This is a genomic window from Variovorax sp. FG153, from assembly GCF_057809595.1.
In genome coordinates this window covers 32,947-54,926 of sequence record NZ_JBMDKG010000003.1, presented here as the reverse complement: position 1 = coordinate 54,926, position 21,980 = coordinate 32,947, and the positions used below count along the sequence as shown (strand labels likewise).

At 69.3% G+C, this 21,980-nt stretch carries 19 protein-coding genes; 8 read left to right on the top strand and 11 right to left on the bottom strand.

The genetic code is table 11. The features are described 5' to 3' along the window. Nucleotides 1-20 precede the first annotated feature (20 nt). Together ACODT0_RS05485 and ACODT0_RS05480 are read right to left on the bottom strand one after the other, a co-directional pair. Nucleotides 21-773, bottom strand: a complete 753-nt coding sequence (locus ACODT0_RS05485) for an SDR family NAD(P)-dependent oxidoreductase (RefSeq protein WP_261215006.1) — start codon at nucleotides 771-773, stop codon at nucleotides 21-23. Beyond that, nucleotides 770-1,504: an SDR family oxidoreductase gene (locus ACODT0_RS05480; protein WP_489040806.1), complete on the bottom strand. Its 735-nt coding sequence runs from the start codon at nucleotides 1,502-1,504 to the stop codon at nucleotides 770-772. The genes ACODT0_RS05485 and ACODT0_RS05480 overlap by 4 nt, the downstream gene beginning before the upstream one ends. A 119-nt stretch (nucleotides 1,505-1,623) precedes the next feature. Between ACODT0_RS05480 and ACODT0_RS05475 the strand changes: the two genes are divergently transcribed. The 7 genes from ACODT0_RS05475 (at nucleotide 1,624) to ACODT0_RS05445 (ending at nucleotide 9,013) form a co-directional block, all read left to right on the top strand. Then, nucleotides 1,624-2,331: a FadR/GntR family transcriptional regulator gene (locus ACODT0_RS05475; protein WP_057590941.1), complete on the top strand. Its 708-nt coding sequence runs from the start codon at nucleotides 1,624-1,626 to the stop codon at nucleotides 2,329-2,331. A 55-nt stretch (nucleotides 2,332-2,386) separates the two neighbouring features. After that, the gene (locus ACODT0_RS05470; protein WP_261215002.1) at nucleotides 2,387-3,397 is read left to right on the top strand and encodes a sialic acid TRAP transporter substrate-binding protein SiaP; all 1,011 of its coding nucleotides are present in this window, start codon (nucleotides 2,387-2,389) and stop codon (nucleotides 3,395-3,397) included. Nucleotides 3,398-3,490: 93 nt separating this feature from the next. Beyond that, entirely contained in the window at nucleotides 3,491-4,048 is a 558-nt protein-coding gene (locus ACODT0_RS05465) for a TRAP transporter small permease (protein ID WP_261215000.1), read from the top strand. A gap of 27 nt (nucleotides 4,049-4,075) precedes the next feature. Beyond that, nucleotides 4,076-5,473: a TRAP transporter large permease gene (locus ACODT0_RS05460; RefSeq protein ID WP_261214998.1), complete on the top strand. Its 1,398-nt coding sequence runs from the start codon at nucleotides 4,076-4,078 to the stop codon at nucleotides 5,471-5,473. A gap of 2 nt (nucleotides 5,474-5,475) precedes the next feature. Next, nucleotides 5,476-7,002, top strand: coding sequence for a UxaA family hydrolase (locus tag ACODT0_RS05455; RefSeq protein WP_057590937.1), 1,527 nt, complete (start codon nucleotides 5,476-5,478; stop codon nucleotides 7,000-7,002). Between the two features lie 13 nt (nucleotides 7,003-7,015). Further along, nucleotides 7,016-7,948 carry an SMP-30/gluconolactonase/LRE family protein gene (locus ACODT0_RS05450; protein ID WP_489040805.1) on the top strand — a complete coding sequence of 311 codons (933 nt, stop codon included), beginning with the start codon at nucleotides 7,016-7,018 and terminating at the stop codon, nucleotides 7,946-7,948. A gap of 3 nt (nucleotides 7,949-7,951) precedes the next feature. Next, nucleotides 7,952-9,013: a malate/lactate/ureidoglycolate dehydrogenase gene (locus ACODT0_RS05445; RefSeq protein WP_489040804.1), complete on the top strand. Its 1,062-nt coding sequence runs from the start codon at nucleotides 7,952-7,954 to the stop codon at nucleotides 9,011-9,013. A 5-nt stretch (nucleotides 9,014-9,018) separates the two neighbouring features. On the opposite strand, the gene ACODT0_RS05440 is transcribed toward ACODT0_RS05445, so the two are convergent. From ACODT0_RS05440 to ACODT0_RS05420, 5 genes are all read right to left on the bottom strand, one after another. Further along, complete coding sequence (locus ACODT0_RS05440; RefSeq protein ID WP_489040803.1) at nucleotides 9,019-10,542, bottom strand: catalase; 1,524 nt, start codon at nucleotides 10,540-10,542, stop codon at nucleotides 9,019-9,021. 121 nt (nucleotides 10,543-10,663) lie between these two features. Continuing rightward, nucleotides 10,664-11,311, bottom strand: coding sequence for a nucleoid occlusion factor SlmA (slmA, locus tag ACODT0_RS05435; RefSeq protein WP_093353943.1), 648 nt, complete (start codon nucleotides 11,309-11,311; stop codon nucleotides 10,664-10,666). Between the two features lie 103 nt (nucleotides 11,312-11,414). After that, the gene (locus ACODT0_RS05430) at nucleotides 11,415-13,049 is read right to left on the bottom strand and encodes a hypothetical protein (RefSeq protein WP_489040802.1); all 1,635 of its coding nucleotides are present in this window, start codon (nucleotides 13,047-13,049) and stop codon (nucleotides 11,415-11,417) included. A gap of 14 nt (nucleotides 13,050-13,063) precedes the next feature. Then, nucleotides 13,064-13,957, bottom strand: a complete 894-nt coding sequence (argB, locus tag ACODT0_RS05425) for an acetylglutamate kinase (protein WP_057590931.1) — start codon at nucleotides 13,955-13,957, stop codon at nucleotides 13,064-13,066. Between the two features lie 58 nt (nucleotides 13,958-14,015). After that, nucleotides 14,016-15,113, bottom strand: coding sequence for a glycosyltransferase family 4 protein (locus tag ACODT0_RS05420; RefSeq protein ID WP_057590930.1), 1,098 nt, complete (start codon nucleotides 15,111-15,113; stop codon nucleotides 14,016-14,018). 43 nt (nucleotides 15,114-15,156) lie between these two features. Here ACODT0_RS05420 and ACODT0_RS05415 point away from each other — a divergent pair, with 43 nt between their 5' ends. Next, on the top strand, nucleotides 15,157-15,915 hold the full coding sequence (locus ACODT0_RS05415; protein ID WP_489040801.1) for a glycosyltransferase family 2 protein: 759 nt from the start codon (nucleotides 15,157-15,159) through the stop codon (nucleotides 15,913-15,915). A gap of 13 nt (nucleotides 15,916-15,928) precedes the next feature. Here the strand turns inward: ACODT0_RS05415 and ACODT0_RS05410 are convergent, their stop codons facing one another. The 4 genes from ACODT0_RS05410 to ACODT0_RS05395 are packed head-to-tail and all read right to left on the bottom strand — an operon-like array spanning nucleotide 15,929 to nucleotide 21,857. Continuing rightward, nucleotides 15,929-16,972, bottom strand: a complete 1,044-nt coding sequence (locus ACODT0_RS05410; RefSeq protein WP_489040800.1) for a glycosyltransferase family 2 protein — start codon at nucleotides 16,970-16,972, stop codon at nucleotides 15,929-15,931. A gap of 18 nt (nucleotides 16,973-16,990) precedes the next feature. Further along, nucleotides 16,991-18,019: a glycosyltransferase family 2 protein gene (locus ACODT0_RS05405; protein ID WP_489040799.1), complete on the bottom strand. Its 1,029-nt coding sequence runs from the start codon at nucleotides 18,017-18,019 to the stop codon at nucleotides 16,991-16,993. After that, the gene (locus ACODT0_RS05400; protein ID WP_489040798.1) at nucleotides 18,016-19,917 is read right to left on the bottom strand and encodes a glycosyltransferase family 2 protein; all 1,902 of its coding nucleotides are present in this window, start codon (nucleotides 19,915-19,917) and stop codon (nucleotides 18,016-18,018) included. Before ACODT0_RS05400 ends, ACODT0_RS05405 begins: the two co-directional genes overlap by 4 nt. Further along, a complete protein-coding gene (locus ACODT0_RS05395) occupies nucleotides 19,914-21,857 on the bottom strand; it encodes a glycosyltransferase family 2 protein (protein ID WP_489040797.1) in 1,944 nt (647 codons plus the stop codon). The genes ACODT0_RS05400 and ACODT0_RS05395 overlap by 4 nt, the downstream gene beginning before the upstream one ends. Nucleotides 21,858-21,980: the final 123 nt, after the last annotated feature.

Here is a 21,980-nt window from a genome sequence, read left to right as displayed (position 1 = left end):
GGTTCTGTGGGAAGGGGCGATCAGTAGGTCGAGCGGCCGCCCGAGAGGTCGAACACCGCGCCGGTCGAGAACGAGCAGTCGTCGGTGCACAGCCAGCCTACCAGCGCCGCGACCTCCTCGACGGTGCCGAAGCGGCCCTGCGGGATCTTCGACAGCATGAAGGCGATGTGGTCGGGCGTCATCTGGTCGAAGATCGCGGTCTTGACCGCGGCCGGCGTCACGCAGTTGACGCGGATGCCGGTGTCGGCGAGCTCCTTGCCGAGCGACTTGGTGAGGCCGATCACCGCGGCCTTGCTGGCGCTGTAGGCGCTGGCGTTGGGATTGCCGTCCTTGCCGGCCACCGAGGCGATGTTGACGATGCGGCCCTGCCCTCCCTGCGCGCGCATCTGCGCCACCACCTCGCGGCAGCACAGGAACACGCCGTTGACGTTGACCTCCATCACCTGGCGCCAGTCGTCCACCGGGTAGTCCCAGAGCTTGGCGTTGGGGCCGGTGATGCCGGCGCTGTTGACCAGCGCATCGATGCGCGGCGCATGCGCGAGCGTGGCCGCCACCGCCTTGGCCACCGAGGGCTGCTGCGAGACGTCGACCTTGAGGGCGCGCGCCTTGCCCGGGCCCAGCGACTCGGCGGCGCGCGCGGCCGCGGCCTCGTCGCGGTCCCACAGCGTGACCGTGCCGCCCGAGGCGACCAGCCGCTGCGCGATGCCGAAACCCAGCCCGGTGGCACCGCCTGTGACCACCGCGTGGCGGCCGGCGAAGTCGAGCTGGTTCATATGGTGATGCCGCCGTCGACCGTGAAGGCCTGGCCGGTGGCGAAGATGGATTCGTCGCTGGCGAGGAACACGACCACGGGCGCGATCTCCTCGGCGCGCGCGAGCCGGCCCATGGGCTGGCGCGCGACGAAGGCCTTGCGCGCGGCCTCGGGGTCGGCGTTGGCGTTGATGCGCTCGCCCAGCGAAGGCGTGTCGACCGTGCCGGGGCACACCGCATTGCAGCGGATGCCGCGCGTGACGTAGTCGGCCGCCACGCTCTTGGTGAGGCCCAGCACCGCGGCCTTGGTCGTGCCGTAGACGAAGCGGTTGGGCAGGCCCTTCATGCTCGAGCACACGCTCGCCATGTTGATGATGCTGCCGCGGCCCGCCGCGAGCATGCCGGGCAGCACCGCCTGGATGGTCCACATCTGGGCGCGCACGTTGAGCGCGAAGGCGAAGGCGAGGTCGTCGTCGCTGGCCTGCTCGATGGTGCCGTTGTGCACCACGCCCGCGCAGTTGAACAACACGTCGAGCGGCGGCAGGGTCGACACCAGCGCGCCGATGGCGGCCTTGTCGAGCACGTCGAGCCTGGCGGCGGTGACGTTCGGCACGCCAGCGTAGCGCTCGAGCAGTTGCACGTTGACGTCGGTGGCCCAGACCTGCGCGCCCTCGGCCGCGAGCGCGAGCACGCTCGCATGGCCGATGCCCTGGCCGGCCGCGGTGACGAGCGCGGTCTTTCCCTTCAATCTCATGGTGTCTCCGATTCGGGTTTGGCCCGATGGGTGGCACGGGCCGCGCATCGTATTCTGAATTGGCCTTACCACTTGTCCAATTCAGGACAACCCTTAAACCTGCTCACCTTCTCTTCTCCGTGCCCCTGCAGACCGTCGAACCCCAACGCCTATATCGCCAGATCGCCGACCAGCTGCGTGCGCTGATCGGCCAGGGCGAGTTCGCCGTGGGCGCGCGCCTGCCGGCCGAGCGCGACCTGGCCAAGCAGCTCGGCGTGAGCCGCCCCTCGGTGCGCGAGGCGCTGATCGCGCTTGAGGTCGAGGGCTGGGTCGAGGTGCGCACCGGCTCGGGCGTGTACGTGCTCGACCGTTCGCACCGCGCCAGCGCGCCGGTGGCGCCCACCGAATGGGGGCCGCTCGAGCTGATCCGCGCGCGCCGCGTGATCGAGGGCGAGACCGCGGCCATCGCGGCGCAGATGGGCAAGCGCAAGGACGTCGACGCGATGACGCGCGCCATCGAGGTCATGCGCGAACTGGCCGACCGCAAGGTGATGCCGCTCGAGGGCGACCGCGCCTTCCACCTCGCGATCGTCGGCGCCAGCGGCAATGCGGTGCTGATCGAGACGGTGCAGAACTTCTGGGACTCGCGCAAGGGCCCGATCTTCACGCGCCTGGGCGGCTACTTCGAGACGGTGTCCTCGTGGCGCTCGGCCATCGCCGAGCACGAGGCGATCCGCGACGCGGTGGCCGCGCGCGACGCCGAGGCCGCGCGCGCCGCGATGCACGAGCACATGGACAAGTCCCACCAGCGATTCAGCGCGAGCTGGCGACGCGCGAAGCCTTCCTGACTTCTCGCCAGCGTTCCTTCTTCTTCCTGCCACGACGATAACGGAGACAAGCCACATGATCAGCAGCAGCGGAAACAGCAAACGCACCACCCTCAAGGCCCTCGCCGCCTGCGCCCTCGCGGCCGGCGCGCTCGGCGCGCCGGGCCTCGCCTCGGCCCAGACCAAGCTCAAGTGGGCCCACGTCTACGAGACCTCGGAGCCCTTCCACAAGTACTCGCTGTGGGCCGCCGAGGAGATCAAGAAGCGCACCAACGGCAAGTACGACATCCAGGTGTTCCCCGCCTCCAGCCTCGGCAAGGAGGCCGACATCAACCAGGGCCTGACGCTGGGCACGGTCGACATCATCCTGTCGGGCGCGAGCTTCGCGGGCCGCACCTACACGCCGCTCGCGATCTCCTACTTCCCGTTCATCTTCCGCGACGCCGAGCACCAACTGAAGTACGCCAAGAGCGACGTGTTCAGGGAACTCGCCAAGGGCTACGACGACAAGAGCGGCAACCACATCACGGCGCTGAGCTACTACGGCGCGCGCCACGTCACCTCGAGCGCCGCGCGGCCGGTGAGCAAGCCCGAGGACATGAAGGGCCTGAAGATCCGCGTGCCCGACGCGCCGGCCTACCTCGCCTTCCCCAAGTCGCTGGGCGCGAATCCGACGCCGATCGCCTTCGCCGAGGTCTACCTCGCGCTGCAGAACGGCACGGTCGACGCGCAGGAGAACCCGTTGCCGACCATCGAGGCCAAGAAGTTCTACGAGGTGCAGAAGAACATCTCGCTGACCGGCCACATCGTCGACTCGCTGCTCACCATCTGCTCGGGCCAGCTCTGGGGCCGGCTGTCGGCCGACGAGAAGAAGATCTTCAGCGAGGTGATGGAGGAAGCGGCCGAGCGCACGGGCCGCGAGATCATCGCCTCGGAGGCGCGGCTGGTCGACGAATTCAAGAAGAAGGGCAACAACGTGATCACGGTCGACAAGAACGTGTTCCGCGAGGCCGTGCTCAAGGCGACCAAGCCCACCGACAACGGCTACCGCCAGCAGGACTACGACCGCATCCTGGCGATCAAGTAGGCCCGCCCTTCCCTTCCGCTTCGCGCGGCCGGCCTCCTTTCGCGCGCAAGGAGGGCCGTGCCGCGAGCGCCGACCACCCACGAGGAGATCGTTATGAGCGACGAGAAAATCATCGACGAAGAAGGCCACTTCCATGCGCAGGACGAGGCCGTGGACCTTTCCGACACCATCGCCGAGGGCTGGATCTCCCTCGCGCTGTTCTGGCTGCTCGGGCTCACCGTGTTCTACCAGTTCGTCACGCGCTACGTGATGAACGACTCGGCCGCCTGGACCGAGGAGGTCGCGCGCTACATGCTGATCGGCGTGGTGTTCATCGGCGCGGCGATCGGCGTGGCCAAGAACAATCAGATCCAGGTCGACTTCTTCTACCGCTACCTGCGCGGCGCGCCCGGGCTGTGGCTGTCGCGGCTGGTCGACCTGCTGCGCGTGGCCTTCTTCCTCGCGGCCATCGTGATGACGGTGCAGATGATGATGAAGATCGGCAACCAGACGCGCATGACCATCGTCGATGCGCCGATGAACATCGTCTACGGCCTGTGCCTGGCCGGCTTCGCCGCGATGGCCTGGCGCTCGCTGCAGGTGCTGCGCATCCACTGGCGGCGCGGCTACAGCGTGCTCGAGCGTCCCGAATCCACCCTCGCCGACCGCTGAGGCCACGGCAGACCCGGTTCCCACACCATGCTGAAAATCATCTTCCTCGTCTTCATGGCCGGCGGCATCCCGGTGGCCATCGCCATGGCCGGCGCCTCGCTGGTCTACATCCTGGTGAGCGACAGCACGCTGCCGCCCTTCGTGGTGATCCACCGGATGGTCGGCGGCATCGACAGCTTTCCGCTGCTGGCGGTGCCCTTCTTCATCCTCGCCGGCAACCTGATGAACAACGCCGGCATCACCACGCGCATCTACAACTTCGCGCTCGCGCTGGTGGGCTGGCTCAAGGGCGGCCTGGGCCACGTGAACGTGCTGGGCTCGGTGATCTTCGCGGGCATGAGCGGCACGGCCATCGCCGACGCGGCCGGCCTGGGCACCATCGAGATCAAGGCCATGAAGGAGCACGGCTACTCCACCGAGTTCGCGGTGGGCGTGACCGCCGCCTCGGCCACGCTCGGGCCGATCATCCCGCCGAGCCTGCCCTTCGTGATCTACGGGATGATGGCCAACGTCTCGGTGGGCGCGCTGTTCCTCGCGGGCATCCTGCCGGGCATCCTGCTGGCGATCCTGATGATGCTGACGGTGGCCTACTACGCGCACAAGAACAAGTGGGGCGCGGACATCAAGTTCTCGAGCACGCGGCTGTTCAAGGCCCTGGTGGAGCTGGCCGTGGTGATCGGCTGGCCGCTGCTGCTGTGGGTGGTGGTGGCGAAGTTCGACGCGCCGGCGCAGCTTTCGGTGTTCGTCGGGCTGGCCTCGCTGTTCGTGCTCGACAAGCTCTTCCGCTTCGAGGCGCTGCTGCCGATCATGACGCCGGTGCTGCTGATCGGCGGCATGACGACCGGCCTGTTCACGCCCACCGAGGGCGCGATCGCGGCCTGCGTGTGGGCGATGATCCTGGGCTTCGCCTGGTACCGCACGCTGTCGTGGAAGATGTTCGTCAAGGTCTGCCTCGACACCATCGAGACCACGAGCACGGTGCTGTTCATCGTGGCGGCCGCCTCGATCTTCGGCTGGATGCTGACGGCCACCGGCGTCACCACCGACATCGCCAGCTGGGTGCTGGGATTCACCAAGGAGGCCTGGGTCTTCCTGCTGCTCGCCAACCTGCTGATGCTGTTCGTGGGATGCTTCCTGGAGCCGACCGCCGCGATCACCATCCTGGTCCCGATCCTGCTGCCCATCGCCACCCAGCTGGGCATCGACCCGATCCACTTCGGGCTCGTGATGGTGCTCAACCTGATGATCGGCCTGCTGCACCCGCCGATGGGCATGGTGCTGTTCGTGCTGGCACGCGTGGCCGGCCTGAGCTTCGAGCGCACGACCATGGCCATCCTGCCCTGGCTGGTGCCGCTGCTGCTGAGCCTGGGCCTGATCACCTACATGCCCAAGCTCGTGCTGTGGCTGCCGAAGATGTTCTACTGACGATGAATCCCTACATAAGACTCCATCCCGCCGACGACGTCGTCATCGCGCGCTCGCAACTGCTCGGCGGCACCGTCGTCGAGGAGGTCAAGGTCCACGGCCTGATACCGCCGGGCCACAAGGTCGCGATGCGCGCCATCGCGGCCGGCGAACCGGTGCGCCGCTACAACCAGATCATCGGCTTCGCGAGCAAGCCGATCGCGCCCGGCGAGCACGTGCACGTGCACAACCTCGACATGGGCCCTGACAAGGGCGACTTCGCGCGCGACTACGCCTTCGGCGCCGACGTGAAGCCCGCGCCCGCGAAGCGCGAGGCGACCTTCATGGGCATCAGGCGTGCCGACGGCCGCGTGGCCACGCGCAACTACATCGGCGTGCTGACCAGCGTGAACTGCTCGGCCACGGCCGCGCGCGCGATCGCCGATCACTTCTCGCGCAAGACCAACCCGGCGGCGCTCGCGGCCTATCCCAACGTCGACGGCGTGATCGCGCTGACGCACGGCACCGGCTGCGGCATGGACACGCAGGGCACGGGCATGCAGATCCTCGAGCGCACGCTGACCGGCTATGCCACGCATGCCAACTTCGCGGCCGTGCTGGTGGTGGGCCTGGGCTGCGAGGCCAACCAGATCAACGCCTGGCTCGCGACCGGCAACCTCGCCGAGGGCGAGAACCTGCGCGTCTTCAACATCCAGGACACGGGCGGCACGCGCAAGACCGTCGACAAGGGCGTGGCGCTGATCGAGGAGATGCTGCCGCGCGCCAATGCCGTGACGCGCGAACCCTGCAGCGCGGCCCACATCACGATCGGGCTGCAGTGCGGCGGCTCCGACGGCTACTCGGGCATCAGCGCCAACCCCGCGCTGGGCGTGGCGGTCGACCTGCTGGTGGCGCATGGCGGCACCGCGATCTTGAGCGAGACGCCCGAGGTCTACGGCGCCGAGCACCTGCTGACGCGGCGCGCGGTGCGGCGCGAGGTGGGCCAGAAGCTGGTGGACCGCATCAAGTGGTGGGAGCACTACACGGCCATCAACGAGGGCGAGATGAACAACAACCCCTCGCCGGGCAACAAGGCGGGCGGCCTCACCACCATCCTCGAAAAGTCGCTGGGCGCGGTGGCCAAGGGCGGCACCAGCAACCTCGAGGCGGTCTACGAATACGCCGAGCCGGTGACGGCGCACGGCTTCGTCTACATGGACACGCCGGGCTACGACCCCGTGAGTGCCACGGGCCAGGTGGCCGGCGGCGCCAACCTGATCTGCTTCACCACCGGCCGCGGCTCGGCCTACGGCTGCGCGCCCTCGCCTTCGCTCAAGCTCGCGACCAACTCGGCGCTGTGGAAGCGGCAGGAGGAGGACATGGACATCAACTGCGGCGAGATCGTCGACGGCACGGCCTCGATCCAGGAGATGGGCCAGCGCATCTTCGAGCTGGTGCTGGCCACGGCCTCGGGCGCGCCCTCGAAGAGCGAGCAGCACGGCTACGGGCAGAACGAGTTCGTGCCCTGGCAAGTCGGCGCTGTGATGTAGGAGCGCACGGCCGATGACGACGCTTCCCTTCGGTGCGCTGGAAGGCACCGGCTTCGAGACGCTGGACCCGCGCTTCACAGGCCTGGTGCCCAAGCCCGAGCGGCTCGAGCGGCTGTGGACCGGCGGGCGCTGGTGCGAGGGCCCGGCCTGGTTCGGCGCGCTGCGCACGCTGGTGTGGTCCGACATTCCGAACGACCGCATGCTGCGCTGGGACGAGCGCAACGGCCAGGCCGCGGTGCTGCGCGAACCCGCGAACAACACCAACGGCAACACCGTCGACCGCCAGGGCCGGCTCGTGAGCTGCGAGCACCTGGCGCGCCGCGTGGTGCGCACCGAGCACGACGGCTCGATCACCGTGCTGGCCTCGCACTGGCAGGGCCGGCGGCTCAACTCGCCGAACGACGTGGTGGTGCATTCGGACGGCGGCGTGTGGTTCACCGACCCGAGCTACGGCATCCTGTCGGACTACGAGGGCCTGCGCGCCGACAGCGAGATCGGGGCCTGCCATGTCTATCGCATCGACCCGGCCAGCGGCGCGGTCGAGCGCGTGGCCGACGATTTCGTGAAGCCCAACGGGCTGGCCTTCTCGCCCGACGAATCCCTGCTCTACATCGCCGACACCGGCGCGAGCCATGACCCCAACGGGCCGCGGCACATCCGCCGCTTCTTCGTCAACCCGGACAACAGGAGCCTGCGCGGCGGCGAGGTGTTCGCCGAATGCAGCGCGGGCCTGTTCGACGGCTTCCGGCTCGACATCGAGGGCCGGATCTGGACCAGCGCCGCCGACGGCGTGCATGTCTACCACCCCGACGGCACGCTGCTGGGCAAGCTGCGCGTGCCCGAGCGCGTGGCCAATGTCTGCTTCGGCGGGCCCAAGCGCAACCGCCTGTTCGTCTGCGCCACCACCTCGCTCTACGCCATCACCGTGAACGCCAAAGGAATCTGAACCATGCCGAGAACACTGCAGGCCGACAGCCTGCAATCCACCGTCGCGAGCATCCTGCGCGCCGCGGGCAGCCAGCAGGCCGAGGCCGAACAGGTCGCGGCCAACCTCGTGATGGCCAACCTCAGCGGCCACGACTCGCACGGCGTGGGCATGCTGCCGCGCTACATCGACGCCGTGGCCGAAGGCGGCCTGCATCCCAACGCGGCGGTGCGCATCAACCTCGACATCGGCACGATGCTCTCGCTCGATGGCCAGCACGGCTACGGGCAGGTGGTGGGCGTGCAGGCGATGGAGCTCGGCATCGAGCGCGCGCGCCGCCACGGCAGCTGCATCCTCACGCTCGCGCATGCGCACCACCTGGGCCGCATCGGCCACTTCGCCGAGATGGCGACCTCGCACGGGCTGGTGTCGATGCACTTCGTCAACGTGCTCTCGCGCCCGGTGGTCGCGCCCTGGGGCGGCGGCGACGGGCGCTTCGGCACCAACCCCTGCTGCATCGGCATACCGCTCGCGGGCGCCGAGCCCTTCGTGCTCGACTACGCCACCAGCCGCGTGGCGCAGGGCAAGATGCGCGTGGCCCACAACAAGGGCGAGCGCGTGCCCCCGGGCTACCTCATCGACGAGAACGGCGCGCCCACCGACGACCCCGGCGTGGTGGTGGTGCCGCAGGGCAACGGCCTGTTCGGCGCGCTCATGACCTTCGGCGAGCACAAGGGCTACGGCATGGCGCTGGCCTGCGAGCTGCTGGGCGGCGCGCTGACCGGCGGCGGCACCTGGCACCGGCCGGCCGACACCAGCCGCAGCGTGCTCAACGGCATGCTCACCGTGCTGATCGATCCCGAGCGCCTGGGCACCCAGGCCAGCTTCGACCAGGAGGCGCGCGAGTTCGTCGAGTGGCTGCGCCGCAGCCCGCCGGGCCAGGGCTTCGACGCGGTGCAGATCGCGGGCGAGCCCGAGCGCAAGGCGCGCGCGGCGCGCCAGCGCGACGGGATCTGGGTCGACGATGCGACCTGGGGGGAGATCGTGGCGGCGGGCGCGAAGGTGGGGGTCGCGGTCGCCGCCTGATATCGCTAGCTCTTGCTGGCGTCGTGCGCGGGCTTGCCGACCTGCACGCTGGTGTCGTCGCCCTTGATCCTGGCCTGCACGGCCTCGATCGCCTTCTGGAGCCGCGCGCCGTAGTCTGCATCGGCCTGGCGGAAGTAGCTCAGCGAACGGTCGATGATGTCCTGCCGCCGGACCGCGCCCAGTCCGCCCGCGATGTTGTTCACCAGGCGCTGCTTCGCGGCTTCGTCCATCAGGCGGTAGAGGTCGCCGGCCTGCACGAAATCGGTGTCCTCGGGGTGCTGCTGCCACTGGTGGCTGCCGGTCCAGCCGTGGATCTGCAGCGGCGCATACACCGGCTCGTTGCTCTGCTTCGGCGCATCGCTGAAGCTGTTGGGCTCGTAGTTCGGGCCGCGGCCGCCGTTGCCGTCGCCGCGCATCGCGCCGTCGCGGCCGTAGTTCTGCGCCGTGGTCGCATGCGGCCGGTTCACGGGCAGTTGCGTGTGGTTGATGCCCAGGCGGTAGCGCTGCGTGTCGCCGTAGCTGAACAGGCGGCCCTGCAGCATCTTGTCGGGCGAGGGGCCGATGCCGGGCACGAAGTTGGCCGGGTTGAACGCGGCCTGCTCGATCTCGGCGAAGTAGTTGTCGGGGTTGCGGTTCAGCGTGAGGATGCCGATGTCGATCTTCGGATAGTCCTTGTGCGACCAGACCTTGGTCAGGTCGAAGGGATTGAAGCGGTAGCTCTGCGCCTCGGCCACCGGCATGATCTGCACCTGCACGCGCCAGCTCGGGAACTCGCCGCGCTCGATCGAGTGCAGCAGGTCGAGGTGGTGGTGGTTCGGGTTCTCGCCGCCCACGCGCTGTGCTTCTTCCGCGACGAAGGTCTCGATGCCCTGGTTGGTCTTGAAGTGGTACTTGACCCAGAAGGCCTCGCCCTGCGCATTGACCCACTGGAAGGTGTGCGAGCCGAAGCCGTCCATGTGGCGGTAGCTCCTCGGAATGCCGCGGTCGCCGAACAGCCAGGTGAACTGGTGCGTGGCCTCGGGCGAGTGCGAGAAGAAGTCCCAGGCGTTGTCGGGCTCCTGCACGTGGCTGTAGGGGTCGCGCTTCTGCGAATGGATGAAGTCGGGGAACTTGAGCGGATCGCGGATGAAGAAGATCGGCGTGTTGTTGCCCACCAGGTCGTAGTTGCCTTCCTCGGTGTAGAACTTGAGCGCGAAGCCGCGCGGATCGCGCACCGTGTCGGCCGAGCCCAGTTCGAGCGCCACGGTCGAGAAGCGCGCCAGCACCTCGGTCTTCTTGCCGACCTGGCCGAGGAATTTCGCCTTGGTCCACTTCGTGACGTCGGCCGTCACCTCGAAGGTACCGAAGGCACCCGAGCCGCGCGCATGCACCACGCGCTCGGGGATGCGCTCGCGGTCGAAGCGCGCGAGCTTCTCGATCAGGTGATGGTCCTGCATCAGCACGGGGCCGTTCACGCCCGCGGTCTGCGACTGCTGATTGTTCTCGACGGGCGCGCCGTTCTCGGTGGTGAGCTTGCGGGATTCGGTCATTGGGCTTTTCCTATCGGTTGTGGGAGCCCGTTTATTTTCAACAATCGAATGACCAGTTTCGATTGCGATTGCCTATGCCGGCGATAAGTCGCGGCCGCTGTGCGGCCCTGTCCTCAGCGGGTCAGAGCACCAGCGCGAGCAGTGCGTCGAGATGTTCGGAGGGTTCGCGGCGGAAGCCCGAGCGCGCGAAGCGCTGCAGGCGGCCGACCGCCAGCGAGGTCAGCGCCGAGGCGCGCACCTGCGCGTCGACGCTCGGCGTGGCCGAGCCCTCGGCGGCGCGGTCCTCGCGCAGCGCCTGGCGGATGCTGGCTTCGATCTTGTCGAAGAACTGGTTCATGCGTTGCTGCAGCCGCTCGTTCTCGTAGACCAGCGCGTCGCCGACCATGACGCGCGTCATGCCGGGGTTGCGTTCGGCGAACTGCACCAGCATCGCGATGATGCGGGCCGCCTGTTCCTTGCCCGTGGCCTCGCGCTCGAGGATCTGGTTGACCAGGGTGAACACGCTCTGCTCGATGAAGTCGATCAGGCCCTCGAACATCTGCGCCTTGCTCGCGAAGTGGCGGTAGAGCGCGGCCTCGCTGACCTCGAGGCGGGCGGCCAGCGCAGCGGTGGTCACGCGCTCGGCGCCGGGCTGCTCGAGCATCGCGGCCAGGGCCTGCAGGATCTGCACGCGCCGCTCGCCGGGCTTGGGACGCTTGCGCGCCGGGGCGGCCGGCGCGGTTTCGGCCTGGGTCTCTGCACCGGGGACGACTGTCTCTTCGTTTTGCATGGGAGGCGCGTGCGGAAGATGTAAACAATTGATTCTCGCACAGCAGTGAGCGCATCCTCCGGTGCGCCCGGAGGCCCCGAAAGGCGGACGTCGATCCCAGGGCTCAGCCCGGCGCCGCACCCTCGCGCACCAGCGGGCACAGCTTCAGCTCGCCCGACACCCGGCTGCTGAACTTCTGGCAGTGCTCGCGCGGCAGCGAGAAGCCCAGTTCGCCCAGCACCTCGGGCCAGTGCAATTCGTCGTCGATCAGCATGATGAACACCGGTCCTTGGTGCGCGCGCAGCCGCGCCGTCCATTGCGTCCAGAGCCCGTAGCCGCGCGCGCTCACGAGCTCGCCGGTCACGCCGAGGAAACGCGTGCCGGGATTGGCCCGCTCGATGAACGGCATCGCATAGGCCTGCGGCGGCGCCCACGCCAGCACCAGGCTGTGCGGCGGCAAATTGACATTGGCCAACTCGGCCGTCGGCGGCGCATGCTCGAGGCGGCCCCATTCGGGGTAGCGCGTGACCGCGGCGGAGACGACGCCCGCGCCAACCAGCAGCAACACCATGCCCGTGCCCGATGCCGGACGGCCCGTGGCGCGGGCCAACGGGACGGCGACGGCGATCAGCAGCAGCACGCCGAGCAGCGCTTCCACCGGCACCAGGTAGCGCAGGATGGAGAAGAGCCCCATCCAGACCAGGAAGGCGCTGCCGCAGAAGATCAGCAGGAAGCGCAGGCGAGCGGTCAGCAGGACCCGGGGTCGCACGGCATCCGCGCGACCCCGCAGGCGCGTGGCGAGCAGGCCGAGGCCCGCGAGGATCAAGGCACCATAGGCGACCGCGAAGCGCGGATCCTTGAATGCGACGTCGGCCACCGTCAGTGTCGAGTCGTCCATCCAGTGGAACGGGTAGAACAGCACTTCCAGCGTCGTCTCGGGCATGAAGCGCATCTCGCGGGCGCTGACCGGCGGCACCATGCCGGAGCGGAAGAACGACTCGAAGAACGGAAAGACCGGATTGCCGGTCTGCCGATAGAGAAAGAGCCCCCACCAGCCATAGGTGAGCGCGAAGCCCGCCGACCAGGCCGCGGAAAAGGCGACGCCGCGGACCAGCCCGGCGCGCCAGCCGCGCCGGGCCCGGAACAACCCCAGCACGGCTGCCGGCGCATAGACAGCGGCCGTCAGCTTGGCGCCCGCCGCGAGCCCGAACAACAGCCCGCCGAGCAGGACGAAGCCGAGGCCGCGCCCGCGGGCATCGGCCTCGCCGGACAGCGCACGCAACAGGCACATCACGCCCAGCAGCACCAGCGCGGCGACCTGGATCTCGTTGAAGGTGGTGCCGAGCTGGCTCACCGTCGCGGCGCCCGACAGGCCGAAGATGGCGGCGCAAAAGGCCAGCAGCAGCGGACGCGGCGAACGCAACGGCAGATCCTGTACCGCGGAACGGGCAATGGACGCGGTCGCGAACGCCAGCAGGCCGAAGGGCAGCCCCATCAGGAAGGCCACGACCCGCGGGCGGTCCACGAGATGGATGAACGCTGCGTGGTAGTAGGGAATGTCCAGCAGCGGATTGAAATAGGTCTGGATGCCCGCCGCGTACATGTCCAGCCCCCAACGGCCGGTGAGCAGCGCCCAGGCGTTGTAGAGGTGGTAGTTGCGCAGGTCCCAGTTGGCATCCTGCCCGAGCGCCACCGACAGGGCACCCCCCAGCAACAGGCACGCCAGCAGCAGGCCGGCGCGCCGGAACACGTTCGTCATCGACACGCGCGGCTTCAGCGCGCGCGGATCATCGTGCCGTAGGCCTGGTCGGTCAGGATCTCGAGCAGCATCGCGTGCGGCACACGGCCGTCGATGATGTGCACGGCATTGACGCCGCTCTTGGCCGCATCGAGCGCGCCCTCGATCTTCGGCAGCATGCCGCCCGAGATCGTGCCGTCGGCGAACAGGTCGTCGATCTCGCGCGCGCTCAGGTTGGTGAGCAGCTTGCCGTCCTTGTCGAGCACGCCGGGCGTGTTGGTCAAGAGCATCAGCTTCTCGGCCTTGAGCACAGTGGCCAGCTTGCCGGCCACCACGTCGGCGTTGATGTTGTAGCTCTCGTTCTCCTCGCCGAAGCCGATCGGGCTCACGACGGGGATGAAGGCATCGTCCTGCAGCGCCTTGACCACGCTCGGGTCGATCGAGACGATGTCGCCGACCTGGCCCACGTCGTGCTGCACGTTGGGATCGGCGCGGTCGGCCAGCTTGAGCTTCTGCGCGCGGATCAGGCCGCCGTCGCGACCGGTCAGGCCCACGGCCTTGCCGCCGGCCTGGTTGATCAGGCCCACGATGTCCTGCTGCACCTCGCCGGCCAGCACCCATTCGACGACTTCCATGGTCTCGGCGTCGGTCACGCGCATGCCCTGGATGAAGCTGCCCTTCTTGCCCAGGCGGTTGAGCGCGGCCTCGATCTGCGGGCCGCCGCCGTGCACCACCACCGGGTTCATGCCGACCAGCTTGAGCAGCACCACGTCTTCCGCGAAGTCGGCCTGCAGCGCCGGGTCGGTCATGGCGTTGCCGCCGTACTTGATGACGATGGTCTTGCCGTGGAACTTGCGGATGTACGGCAGCGCCTGGGCCAGGATCTCGGCCTTGTCGCGCGGGGGAATGTTGAGGACGGGGTCGGTCATGGGCGGTCAGGCTCCGGGACGGTGGACGATGGGACGGGATTCTCGCAAAGACGAACGGTCAGGGCCGCAGCCAGCGCGGCACCTTGAAGCGCACGATCATGAGGTAGGCGCCGACGTAGGTCGTGACGAACAGAAGACAGAAGAACATCAGCACCAGGGTGTTGTTCCAGAACAGCACCGCCGGCACCACCGACATCGCGGCGAAGATCCACAGGTAGGGCGAGGTGCGGTTGTTGCGCGCGAGCAGCTGGCGCGCCTCGTCGTCGGCGAAGGCCACGCGCACGATGCGGCGGAAGATCAGCTGGTGGAAGTGCAGCGCATCGGCCGTGCCCGGCGACTGGCCGCGCGCGAGCTTGCGGTAGATGGAGAACAGGGTCTCCCACACCGGGTAGATCAAGAGCAGCATCGGGAACCAGGGCGAGACCACGCGGTGGCGCTGCACCAGCGTGACGCAGGCCACGGCGATCACCATGCCCCAGACGTAGGCGCCGCCGTCGCCCGCGAAGATCTTGCCGCGCGGATAGTTCCAGATCAGGAAGCCGAAGGTCGCGCCGACCAGGCAGACCATCATGGCCGCGAGCTGGCGGTCGCCGAGCTGCAGCGCCACGTGCGAGATCGCGAGGCAGACCAGCACCGCCACCGTGCCCGCGAGGCCGTTGTAGCCGTCGATGATGTTGAAGGCATGCGGCAGGCCGCCGATCGCGAGCGCGGCGAACAGCACCGAGGCATAGGGCACGGCCGCGAGCCAGCCGTCGACCAGCGGGATGCCGGTGCGCGCGAGGCTCAGGCCATGCACCCAGCACACGAGCAGCGCCGCGCCCAGGGTGAGCATCAGCCGCCAGCGCACCTGCACGCGCTGCGTGACGTCCTCGACGATGCCGCCGAGCACGGCCGGCAGGATGCAGACCAGCATCAGCATCGAGGCCGACACGGGCCACGAGACGTTGAACGGATCGGTGCCGGTGATGCCGGCCGCGAGCCAGGCCACGCCCATGCCGAGGATGATGCCCGCGCCCCCCAGCCGCGGCACGTGGCCCTTGTGGAAGCGCTGCGGCATGTCGGCGCCGTACAGCCGCGCATGGCGGCGCGCGCGGCGCATGAAGATCTGGACCGCGAAGGCGGAGACGAAGAAGCTGATGACGATCAGGGCAATCATGGGTGGTAGCGGGGCCCCTAGAATCCCCGGGCGAAATTAGACCATGGCCATCCCCGCTACGACCTCCCCCGCCGTCACGATTTCGATCGTGAGCCACGGGCAGCTCGAACTCGTGCGCCCCCTGCTCGACCAGATCAACCGCTTCAGCCGCGAACAGGTGGCCAAGGTGGTGCTGACGCTGAACATCCCCGAGTCCGATGCGCCGCTGGCCGGCGCCGCCTGGGGCTTCGCGCTCGAACGCATCGAGAACGCGCAGCCCAAGGGCTTCGGCGCCAACCACAACCAGGCCTTCGAGCGCTGCGCCACGCCATGGTTCCTGGTGCTCAACCCCGATATCCGTTTCGATGCCGATGTGCTGGCGCCGCTGGTCGCGCTGGCGGCACCCGACGCGGGGCTGCTCACGCCGCGCATCATGGAGCCCGGCAAACGCGAGCCCGAGCAGCACCGCGACATCCTGACGCCGCTGGAGATCCTCACGCGCAAGAAGCCCGGCTATGCACGCCCCACGGTTCCGGCCTGGGTGCCGGGCCTGTTCATGCTGTTCCGCGCCGAGGCCTATGCCGCCGTGCGCGGTTTCGACGAGCGCTTCTTCATGTACGGCGAGGACTTCGACATCTGCGCGCGGGTGCAGCTGGCCGGCTGGCGGCTGCAGGTCGGCGAGCAGCTGCGCGCGCGGCACGACGCGCAGCGCGCGAGCCACCGCAGCGGCAAGTACCTCTACTGGCATGTCACCAGCCTGCTGAAGATCTGGGCTTCGAGCGCGTTCTGGCGCTATCGCCGACTGCGCCGCCAGGCGGCCTGATCGGCCCCGCCCCTCAGCCCAGCAATCGGCGCAACGAGCGCACCCCGGGCAGCCGCGTCAGCTTGCCGATGGCGCGGATCAGCCCCGGCGGGCTGTGCTCGGCCATGAAGACGGTGGCGCGCAGCTCGAGCTTCTTGCGGCCGCTGACCGCCGGGCTCGCATAGACGATCGCCGCGTATTCGGCGAGCACCGCGCTCATCTCGGCGCGGTTCGGGTCGTTGGCCTTCACTGCCTCGATCACGTGGTCCATGAAGAAGCGGCCGAAGCGCGGCATCAGGCAGTCGCGCAGCACGTAGCGGTTGCGCCGGGGTTCGTCGGGGAACATGCCGACCAGCTTCTTGAAGTACTTGAAGCGGCTGCGGATCATGCGCATGTCGAACGAGGTGCTGCCGGTGTGGATGCACCAGACCGTGACCACCTTGTCGATGAAGTGGTTCGTGAAGCCCTTGCGGAAGATGCGCAGGAACAGGTCGTCGTCCTCGAAGCCCATGAACTGGGTGTCGAAGCCGCCCACCGCGTCGAAGGCCTTGCGCGTCACGATCGCGGCCGAGGGCAGCACGAAGATGTCGTGGCGCAGCATCTCGAAGATGTTGGTCTTCGGGTGATGCGGCGTGTGGTCCTTGACCATCGCCGCGCGGATGATGTTGCCCTCGCCATCGGCCTCGGCCAGGTCGGCGTAGACGAAGCCCAGGCGCGGGTCATCGGCCGGGATGCCCTTGACCAGGATCTCGATGTGGTTCGACAGATAGAAGTCGTCCTGGTCGAGGAAGCAGATGTACTCGGCCGTCGAGGCCGCCACGCCGGCGTTGCGCGCCGAGCCCTGGCCGCCGTTCTCCTTGTCGAGGATGCGGAACGGGAAGCGCGCGGCCAGCGCGTCGAGGCTGGCTCGCTCCTCGGGACGCGAGCCGTCGTTGACCACGATGACCTCGCTGGCCGGCATCGACTGCGCGAACACGCTCGCCACCGAGCGCTCGATGAAGGCCGAGCCGTTGTAGAACGGGATCACGACCACCACGGTCGGCGGCGCGGAGGCGGGGGTCTGGGGAATGTGGCTCACGAATGGCTCGGGAATGGATCAGACGGATTCGAACAGATCGCGCACCACGCCGCGAAAACCGCGGCCGAAGCGGTCGTAGCGACCGGTCCGGGCCTCGCGCAGGATCGGCAGCACGCGCGCCCAGCGCGAGGCCGGCAGCTGCGTGCGGAAGCGCTGGTGCACGATCTTGCCGCGCAGCTTGTCGAGGGTGTCGGCGGTCACCGGGCGGCCCGCGCGCGCCACCTGCTCGAGGCGCTCGAGCAGCAGCTCGGCCTTGCGCGCGCGCTCGACGTGGGTGGTGCCGCGCGAGGCCAGGGCCTTGCGCACCTTCTCCATGAAGGTGTCGCGCCGCGCGCCGATCTGGTTGCCGCCATGCTGGCGGTAGTCGATCAGCTGCGCCTCGACGGTGTCGATGCGCGCGAAGGCCGAGGCCACCGTGGCGATCCACTCGTCGTGCACCCATTCGACCGGGAACGGCAGCACCGCGTCGAGCAGCTCGCGGTGGAACACCGTGGTCGCGCCGGTGACGATGTTGCGGCGCAGGAGCACGTCGAAGGCCTGGCCCGCATGCATGCGCTCGAGCTCGCTGGCCGTGACCTCGATCGCATGGAACAGCGTGCCGCCCAGCGGCGCGCCCTCGGCGTCGACGAGGCGCGCGTCCGAGTGCAGCAGCCGCAGCTCGGGCCGGCGCTCGAACTCGGCCACCAGCCGCTCGAGCCGCTCGGGCACCCAGGCATCGTCCTGGTCCGACAGCGCGATCAGCGTGCCGCCGCAGGCGCGCACCGCCTGCTCGAAGTTCTTGACCACGCGCAGGCCAACGGGATTGACGATGACGCGCAGCGCGATCGCGAGGCCGGGCCGCTCGCGCAGGCATTCCTCGACGGTGGCGCGGGCCACCTCGACGCAGGCATCGCGCGAGGCGTCGTCGGACAGCACGATCTCCATCGGCGGCCGGGTCTGCAGGCAGATGCTGCGGACCTGCTCGCGCACGAAGCGCTCGCCGTTGTAGGTGCACAGGGCGACCGAGACGGTCAGTGCCCCGGCGGAAGAAGCCGCCACCTCGCTCATGGCGCCAGCCCCTTCGGCGCGCGCGGCGGCCAGGCATAGCTGAAGTCCTCGATCGCGAGGCTCAGGTTCGGGTTGTAGGCCGGGTCGTTGAACAGCAACTCGCCCCAGCGCTGCTTCATGTAGCCCTCCTCGCCGAGGAAGCGCTGGATCTGCGCCTCCGACAGGTCCGAGGGCCGCGTGGCCGACTCGTGGTGGTAGAGCTCGGCATGGGGCGTCCAGACGTTGCGGTAGCCGGCCTCGCGCAGCCGCAGGCAGAAGTCGACGTCGTTGTAGGCGACCTTGAGGTTCTTCTCGTCGAGCCCGCCCACCTGTTCGTAGAGCGCGCGCCGCACGATCAGGCAGGCGGCCGTCACGGCCGAGAAGCCCTGCAGCAGCGCCGCGCGCCCGAAGTAGCCGGCGTCGCCCTGGCCGAGCCGGCGGTGCGCATGGTCGGCCACGCCGCCGCGGTAGCCCAGCACCACGCCCGCATGCTGCAGCGTGTTCTCGGGATACCACAGCCGCGCGCCCACGGCGCCCACGCCGGGCTGCAGCGCGATCGAGACCATCTCGCCGAGCCAGTCGGGCGAGATCACCTCGATGTCGTTGTTGATGAGGCCGAAGACTTCGCCCCTGGCGACCGCCGCGGCCTGGTTGTTGAGCGCCGAGTAGTTGAAGGGGCTGTCGTCGCGCAGCACGCGCACGCCCGCGCGCGCCGAGATCTCCTCGAAGTAGCGCAGCGCCTCGGGGTCGTCCGAGCCGTTGTCGATCAGGATGATCTCGTAGCGCGGGTAGAGGGTCTTCTCGAGGATGCTCTCGATGCACTGGCGCACCAGCTTCAGGCCGTTGCGCGTGGGAATGAACAGCGACACCAGCGGCAGCTCGGCCGGCAGCGCATGGCGCACGCGGAAGCCGGCGCCCGCGCGCTCGGCCGTGGCCTCGATGCCGCCGCGCGCCAGGTGCGCCTGCAGCGCGCGCTCGCCGCCCTCGGGCGCGTACTCGGCCGGGTCCATCGCATGCACCGCCTCTTCGGAGGCCACATGGCGGTGGTACAGCGCCTTCGGCACATGGACGATGCGCGCCGCATCGAGGCGTTCGGCCGCGCGCAGCACCAGGTCGTAGCGCGCCGCGTCGCCGAAGCGCTCGTCGAGCCGGCCCACCTCGCGCAGCAGCGGCGCCGCGAAGAAGGCCAGCCGCGAGACGAAGTCCTGCGAGCGCAGCAGGTCGAGGTTCCAGTCGGGCTTGAAGTACGGCGCCGAGCGCTGCCCGTCGGCCGCGATCCGGTCCTCGTCGGTGTAGATCAGCGCGGCCTCGGGATGGGCCACGGCGGCCTCGGCCACGCGCCACAGCGCATCGGCGGCCAGCGCATCGCGCGCATCGCAGGCGGCGAGCCAGCCGTCGGCACTGGGGTCGGCGGCGTTGAAGGCCTGCGCGAGCGTCGCCTCGGCGAACTCGATGCGCGGCTCGGCCGCGGCCAGCCGGCCGGCCAGCGCCTTGACCTCCTGCGCCGTGCCCGGGCCGGCCGCGAGCACCAGCCGCCAGTGCGCGAAGACCTGGTCGCGCACCGAAGCCACGGCGCGCTCCGCCTGCTGCGCATCGGCGCCATCGAGCGCCATCACCAGCACGAAGCCGGGCTGGCGCGGCCAGCCGCCGGCCTGCGCTTCGAGCGCCTGGCGCTGCGCCGGCGCGAGCGGCGCGTCATGGCGCTTGACCCATTCGCGGTACTGGAAGCGGTCGGGCCGCGAGGCATCGGCCATCAGCGGCGGGCCGTCGTTGCGCAGCAGCACGCTGACCGAGCGCACCACGCCGCGCAGGCCCGACTGGCGCAGGATCTTCACGGCGCGGCGTGCGGTGCCGCCGAGGCCGCCGCCCTTGTAGAGAGCGTTCGGGACGAAGCTCAAGGCACGCAGGAGGCGGTTCATGGCCGCACCTCCGGCACGGGCCTCGGCGGCCAGGCCAGCGCGAAGTCTTCCGAGGCCAGGCTCAGGTTCGGGTTGTAGGCGGGATCTCGGTCGAGCACGGCGGCCCAGCGGGTCTTCATGTGGTTCTCTTCTCGCGCCGCGCGCTCGCGCTGGGCCGGATCCAGGTCGCGCGGCCGGGTGGCCGATTCATGGTGGTAGAGCTCCGCATGCGGCGTCCAGACGTTGCGGTAGCCGGCCTCGCGCAGGCGCAGGCAGAAGTCGATGTCGTTGTACGAGATCTTGAGGTGGTCGGCATCGAGCCCGCCCACCTGCTGGTAGACGGCCTTGCGCACCACCAGGCAGGCCGCGGTCACGGCCTCGAAGGACTGGATCAGCTGCGCGCGGTTGAAGTAGCCGCCCTCCGCGCGCGGCAGGTGCTTGTGGGCATGGCCGGCGATGCCGCCGATGCCCAGCACCACGCCCGCGTGCTGCACCGTGCCGTCGGGGTAGAGCAGCTTCGCGCCCACCGCGCCGACGTCGGGCTGCAGCGCGAGCGCCACCATCTCCTCGAGCCAGTCGGGGGTGATGACCTCGATGTCGTTGTTGATCAGCGCCACCAGTTCGCCCCGGGCCTGTGCCACCGCGGCGTTGTTGAGCGCCGCGTAGTCGAACGGCCCGTCGTCGCGCAGCACCTGGAAGCCCGGCTGCTCGCGCAGCTCGGCGAAGTAGCGCAGCGCCTCGGGATCGGTGGAGCCGTTGTCGACCAGCAGGATCTCGTAGTCGGGGTAGGTCGAGAGCGCCACGATGCTCTCGATGCACTGACGCACCAGGCCCAGCGCATCGCGCGTGGGGATCACCAGCGACACCTTCGGCCAGCGCGCGGGTGACGCCAGCCGGGTGCGGTAGCCATGCGGCGTGCTTTCGGTGCGCGCGGCCAGGCCGATGCGCTCGAAATGCTCGTCGAGGGCCCGTTCGCCCGCGATCTCGGCATAGGGCTTGGCGCCGGCCGACTGGGCCGTGCTCTCGGCATGCGCGCGCCAGTGGTAGAGCACGTGCGGGATGTGCCGCACCTGCCGCAGCGGGTCGATGCGCTCGATGCAGCGCAGCGCGAGGTCGTAGTCCTGCGCGCCCTCGAAGCCCTTGCGGAAGCCGCCGACCTCGAGCACCAGCGCGCGCTGGTAGACCCCGAGGTGCGAGAACATGTTCTGCGAGCGGAACAGCTCGAGGTTCCAGTCGGGCTTGAAATAGGGGTTGTAGCGCCGGCCGGCGGCGTCGATCTTGTCCTCGTCCGAATAGACCATGCGCGCCTCGGGATGGGCGCGCAGCTCGTGCGCGACGCGCAGCAGCGCATCGGGCGCGAGCAGGTCGTCGTGGTCCATCAGCGCCACCCAGTCGCCACCGACCAGCGCCAGCGCGCTGTTCGAGGCTTCGGAGATGTGGCCGTTGACCGGCCGGCGGACCCAGCGGATGCGGCTGTCCTCGGCGGCCGCGGCCTCGAGGAGGGCCGCCACCTGCGGATCGGTCGAGGCATCGTCGGCGATGCAGAGCTCCCAGCGGTCGTAGGTCTGCGCGCGCACCGAGGCAATGGCTTCGCGCAGCCAGGCCGGCTGGGGGTTGTAGGTGGGCATCAGCACCGAGATCAGCGGGCGTTCGGACCAGCCCTGCGTCTCGGCCGCGAGTGCCGCCAGCGGCCCCGCCTGCAGCGCCGCCGACCGCGCGATCCATTCCGCGTAGTTGCCGCCCGCGATGCCCGCCGGCAGCGGCGGCCCGCCGCGCAGGCGCTGCACCACCCGGCTGGCCCAGCGCACCGGGGCCGTGAGCCGCCAGCTGGTCGAGCGCTCCATGGCCGCCACCTGCTGCTCGAGCGCATGCACCCGGGCCTGCAATTGGGCCTTGGTCAGCTCGGCGGGGCGTGCGGGTCGGCGTCTCCCTGTGGATGCGGCGGGCAGCGTGGGCCTCATAAAATACGGTCGATCATTCCGAAAACTCGCGCCGAGGCCATGGCCGCGCGAAGAAAAGGCCGGTGGTGCGCACTTTCAGCGCGGGGCGTCGCAACGAACGCCTGCTCACGGCTCGCCCCGGCA

What these genes read in the sequence shown, in the direction of transcription:
- ACODT0_RS05485 (WP_261215006.1), bottom strand. Translation starts at nt 773, where the DNA reads ATGAACCAGCTCGACTTCGCCGGCCGCCACGCGGTGGTCACAGGCGGT.
- ACODT0_RS05480 (WP_489040806.1), bottom strand. Translation starts at nt 1,504, where the DNA reads ATGAGATTGAAGGGAAAGACCGCGCTCGTCACCGCGGCCGGCCAGGGC.
- ACODT0_RS05470 (WP_261215002.1), top strand. Translation starts at nt 2,387, where the DNA reads ATGATCAGCAGCAGCGGAAACAGCAAACGCACCACCCTCAAGGCCCTC.
- ACODT0_RS05465 (WP_261215000.1), top strand. Translation starts at nt 3,491, where the DNA reads ATGAGCGACGAGAAAATCATCGACGAAGAAGGCCACTTCCATGCGCAG.
- ACODT0_RS05460 (WP_261214998.1), top strand. Translation starts at nt 4,076, where the DNA reads ATGCTGAAAATCATCTTCCTCGTCTTCATGGCCGGCGGCATCCCGGTG.
- ACODT0_RS05455 (WP_057590937.1), top strand. Translation starts at nt 5,476, where the DNA reads ATGAATCCCTACATAAGACTCCATCCCGCCGACGACGTCGTCATCGCG.
- ACODT0_RS05450 (WP_489040805.1), top strand. Translation starts at nt 7,016, where the DNA reads ATGACGACGCTTCCCTTCGGTGCGCTGGAAGGCACCGGCTTCGAGACG.
- ACODT0_RS05445 (WP_489040804.1), top strand. Translation starts at nt 7,952, where the DNA reads ATGCCGAGAACACTGCAGGCCGACAGCCTGCAATCCACCGTCGCGAGC.
- ACODT0_RS05440 (WP_489040803.1), bottom strand. Translation starts at nt 10,542, where the DNA reads ATGACCGAATCCCGCAAGCTCACCACCGAGAACGGCGCGCCCGTCGAG.
- slmA (WP_093353943.1), bottom strand. Translation starts at nt 11,311, where the DNA reads ATGCAAAACGAAGAGACAGTCGTCCCCGGTGCAGAGACCCAGGCCGAA.
- ACODT0_RS05430 (WP_489040802.1), bottom strand. Translation starts at nt 13,049, where the DNA reads ATGACGAACGTGTTCCGGCGCGCCGGCCTGCTGCTGGCGTGCCTGTTG.
- argB (WP_057590931.1), bottom strand. Translation starts at nt 13,957, where the DNA reads ATGACCGACCCCGTCCTCAACATTCCCCCGCGCGACAAGGCCGAGATC.
- ACODT0_RS05420 (WP_057590930.1), bottom strand. Translation starts at nt 15,113, where the DNA reads ATGATTGCCCTGATCGTCATCAGCTTCTTCGTCTCCGCCTTCGCGGTC.
- ACODT0_RS05415 (WP_489040801.1), top strand. Translation starts at nt 15,157, where the DNA reads ATGGCCATCCCCGCTACGACCTCCCCCGCCGTCACGATTTCGATCGTG.
- ACODT0_RS05405 (WP_489040799.1), bottom strand. Translation starts at nt 18,019, where the DNA reads ATGAGCGAGGTGGCGGCTTCTTCCGCCGGGGCACTGACCGTCTCGGTC.
- ACODT0_RS05400 (WP_489040798.1), bottom strand. Translation starts at nt 19,917, where the DNA reads ATGAACCGCCTCCTGCGTGCCTTGAGCTTCGTCCCGAACGCTCTCTAC.
- ACODT0_RS05395 (WP_489040797.1), bottom strand. Translation starts at nt 21,857, where the DNA reads ATGAGGCCCACGCTGCCCGCCGCATCCACAGGGAGACGCCGACCCGCA.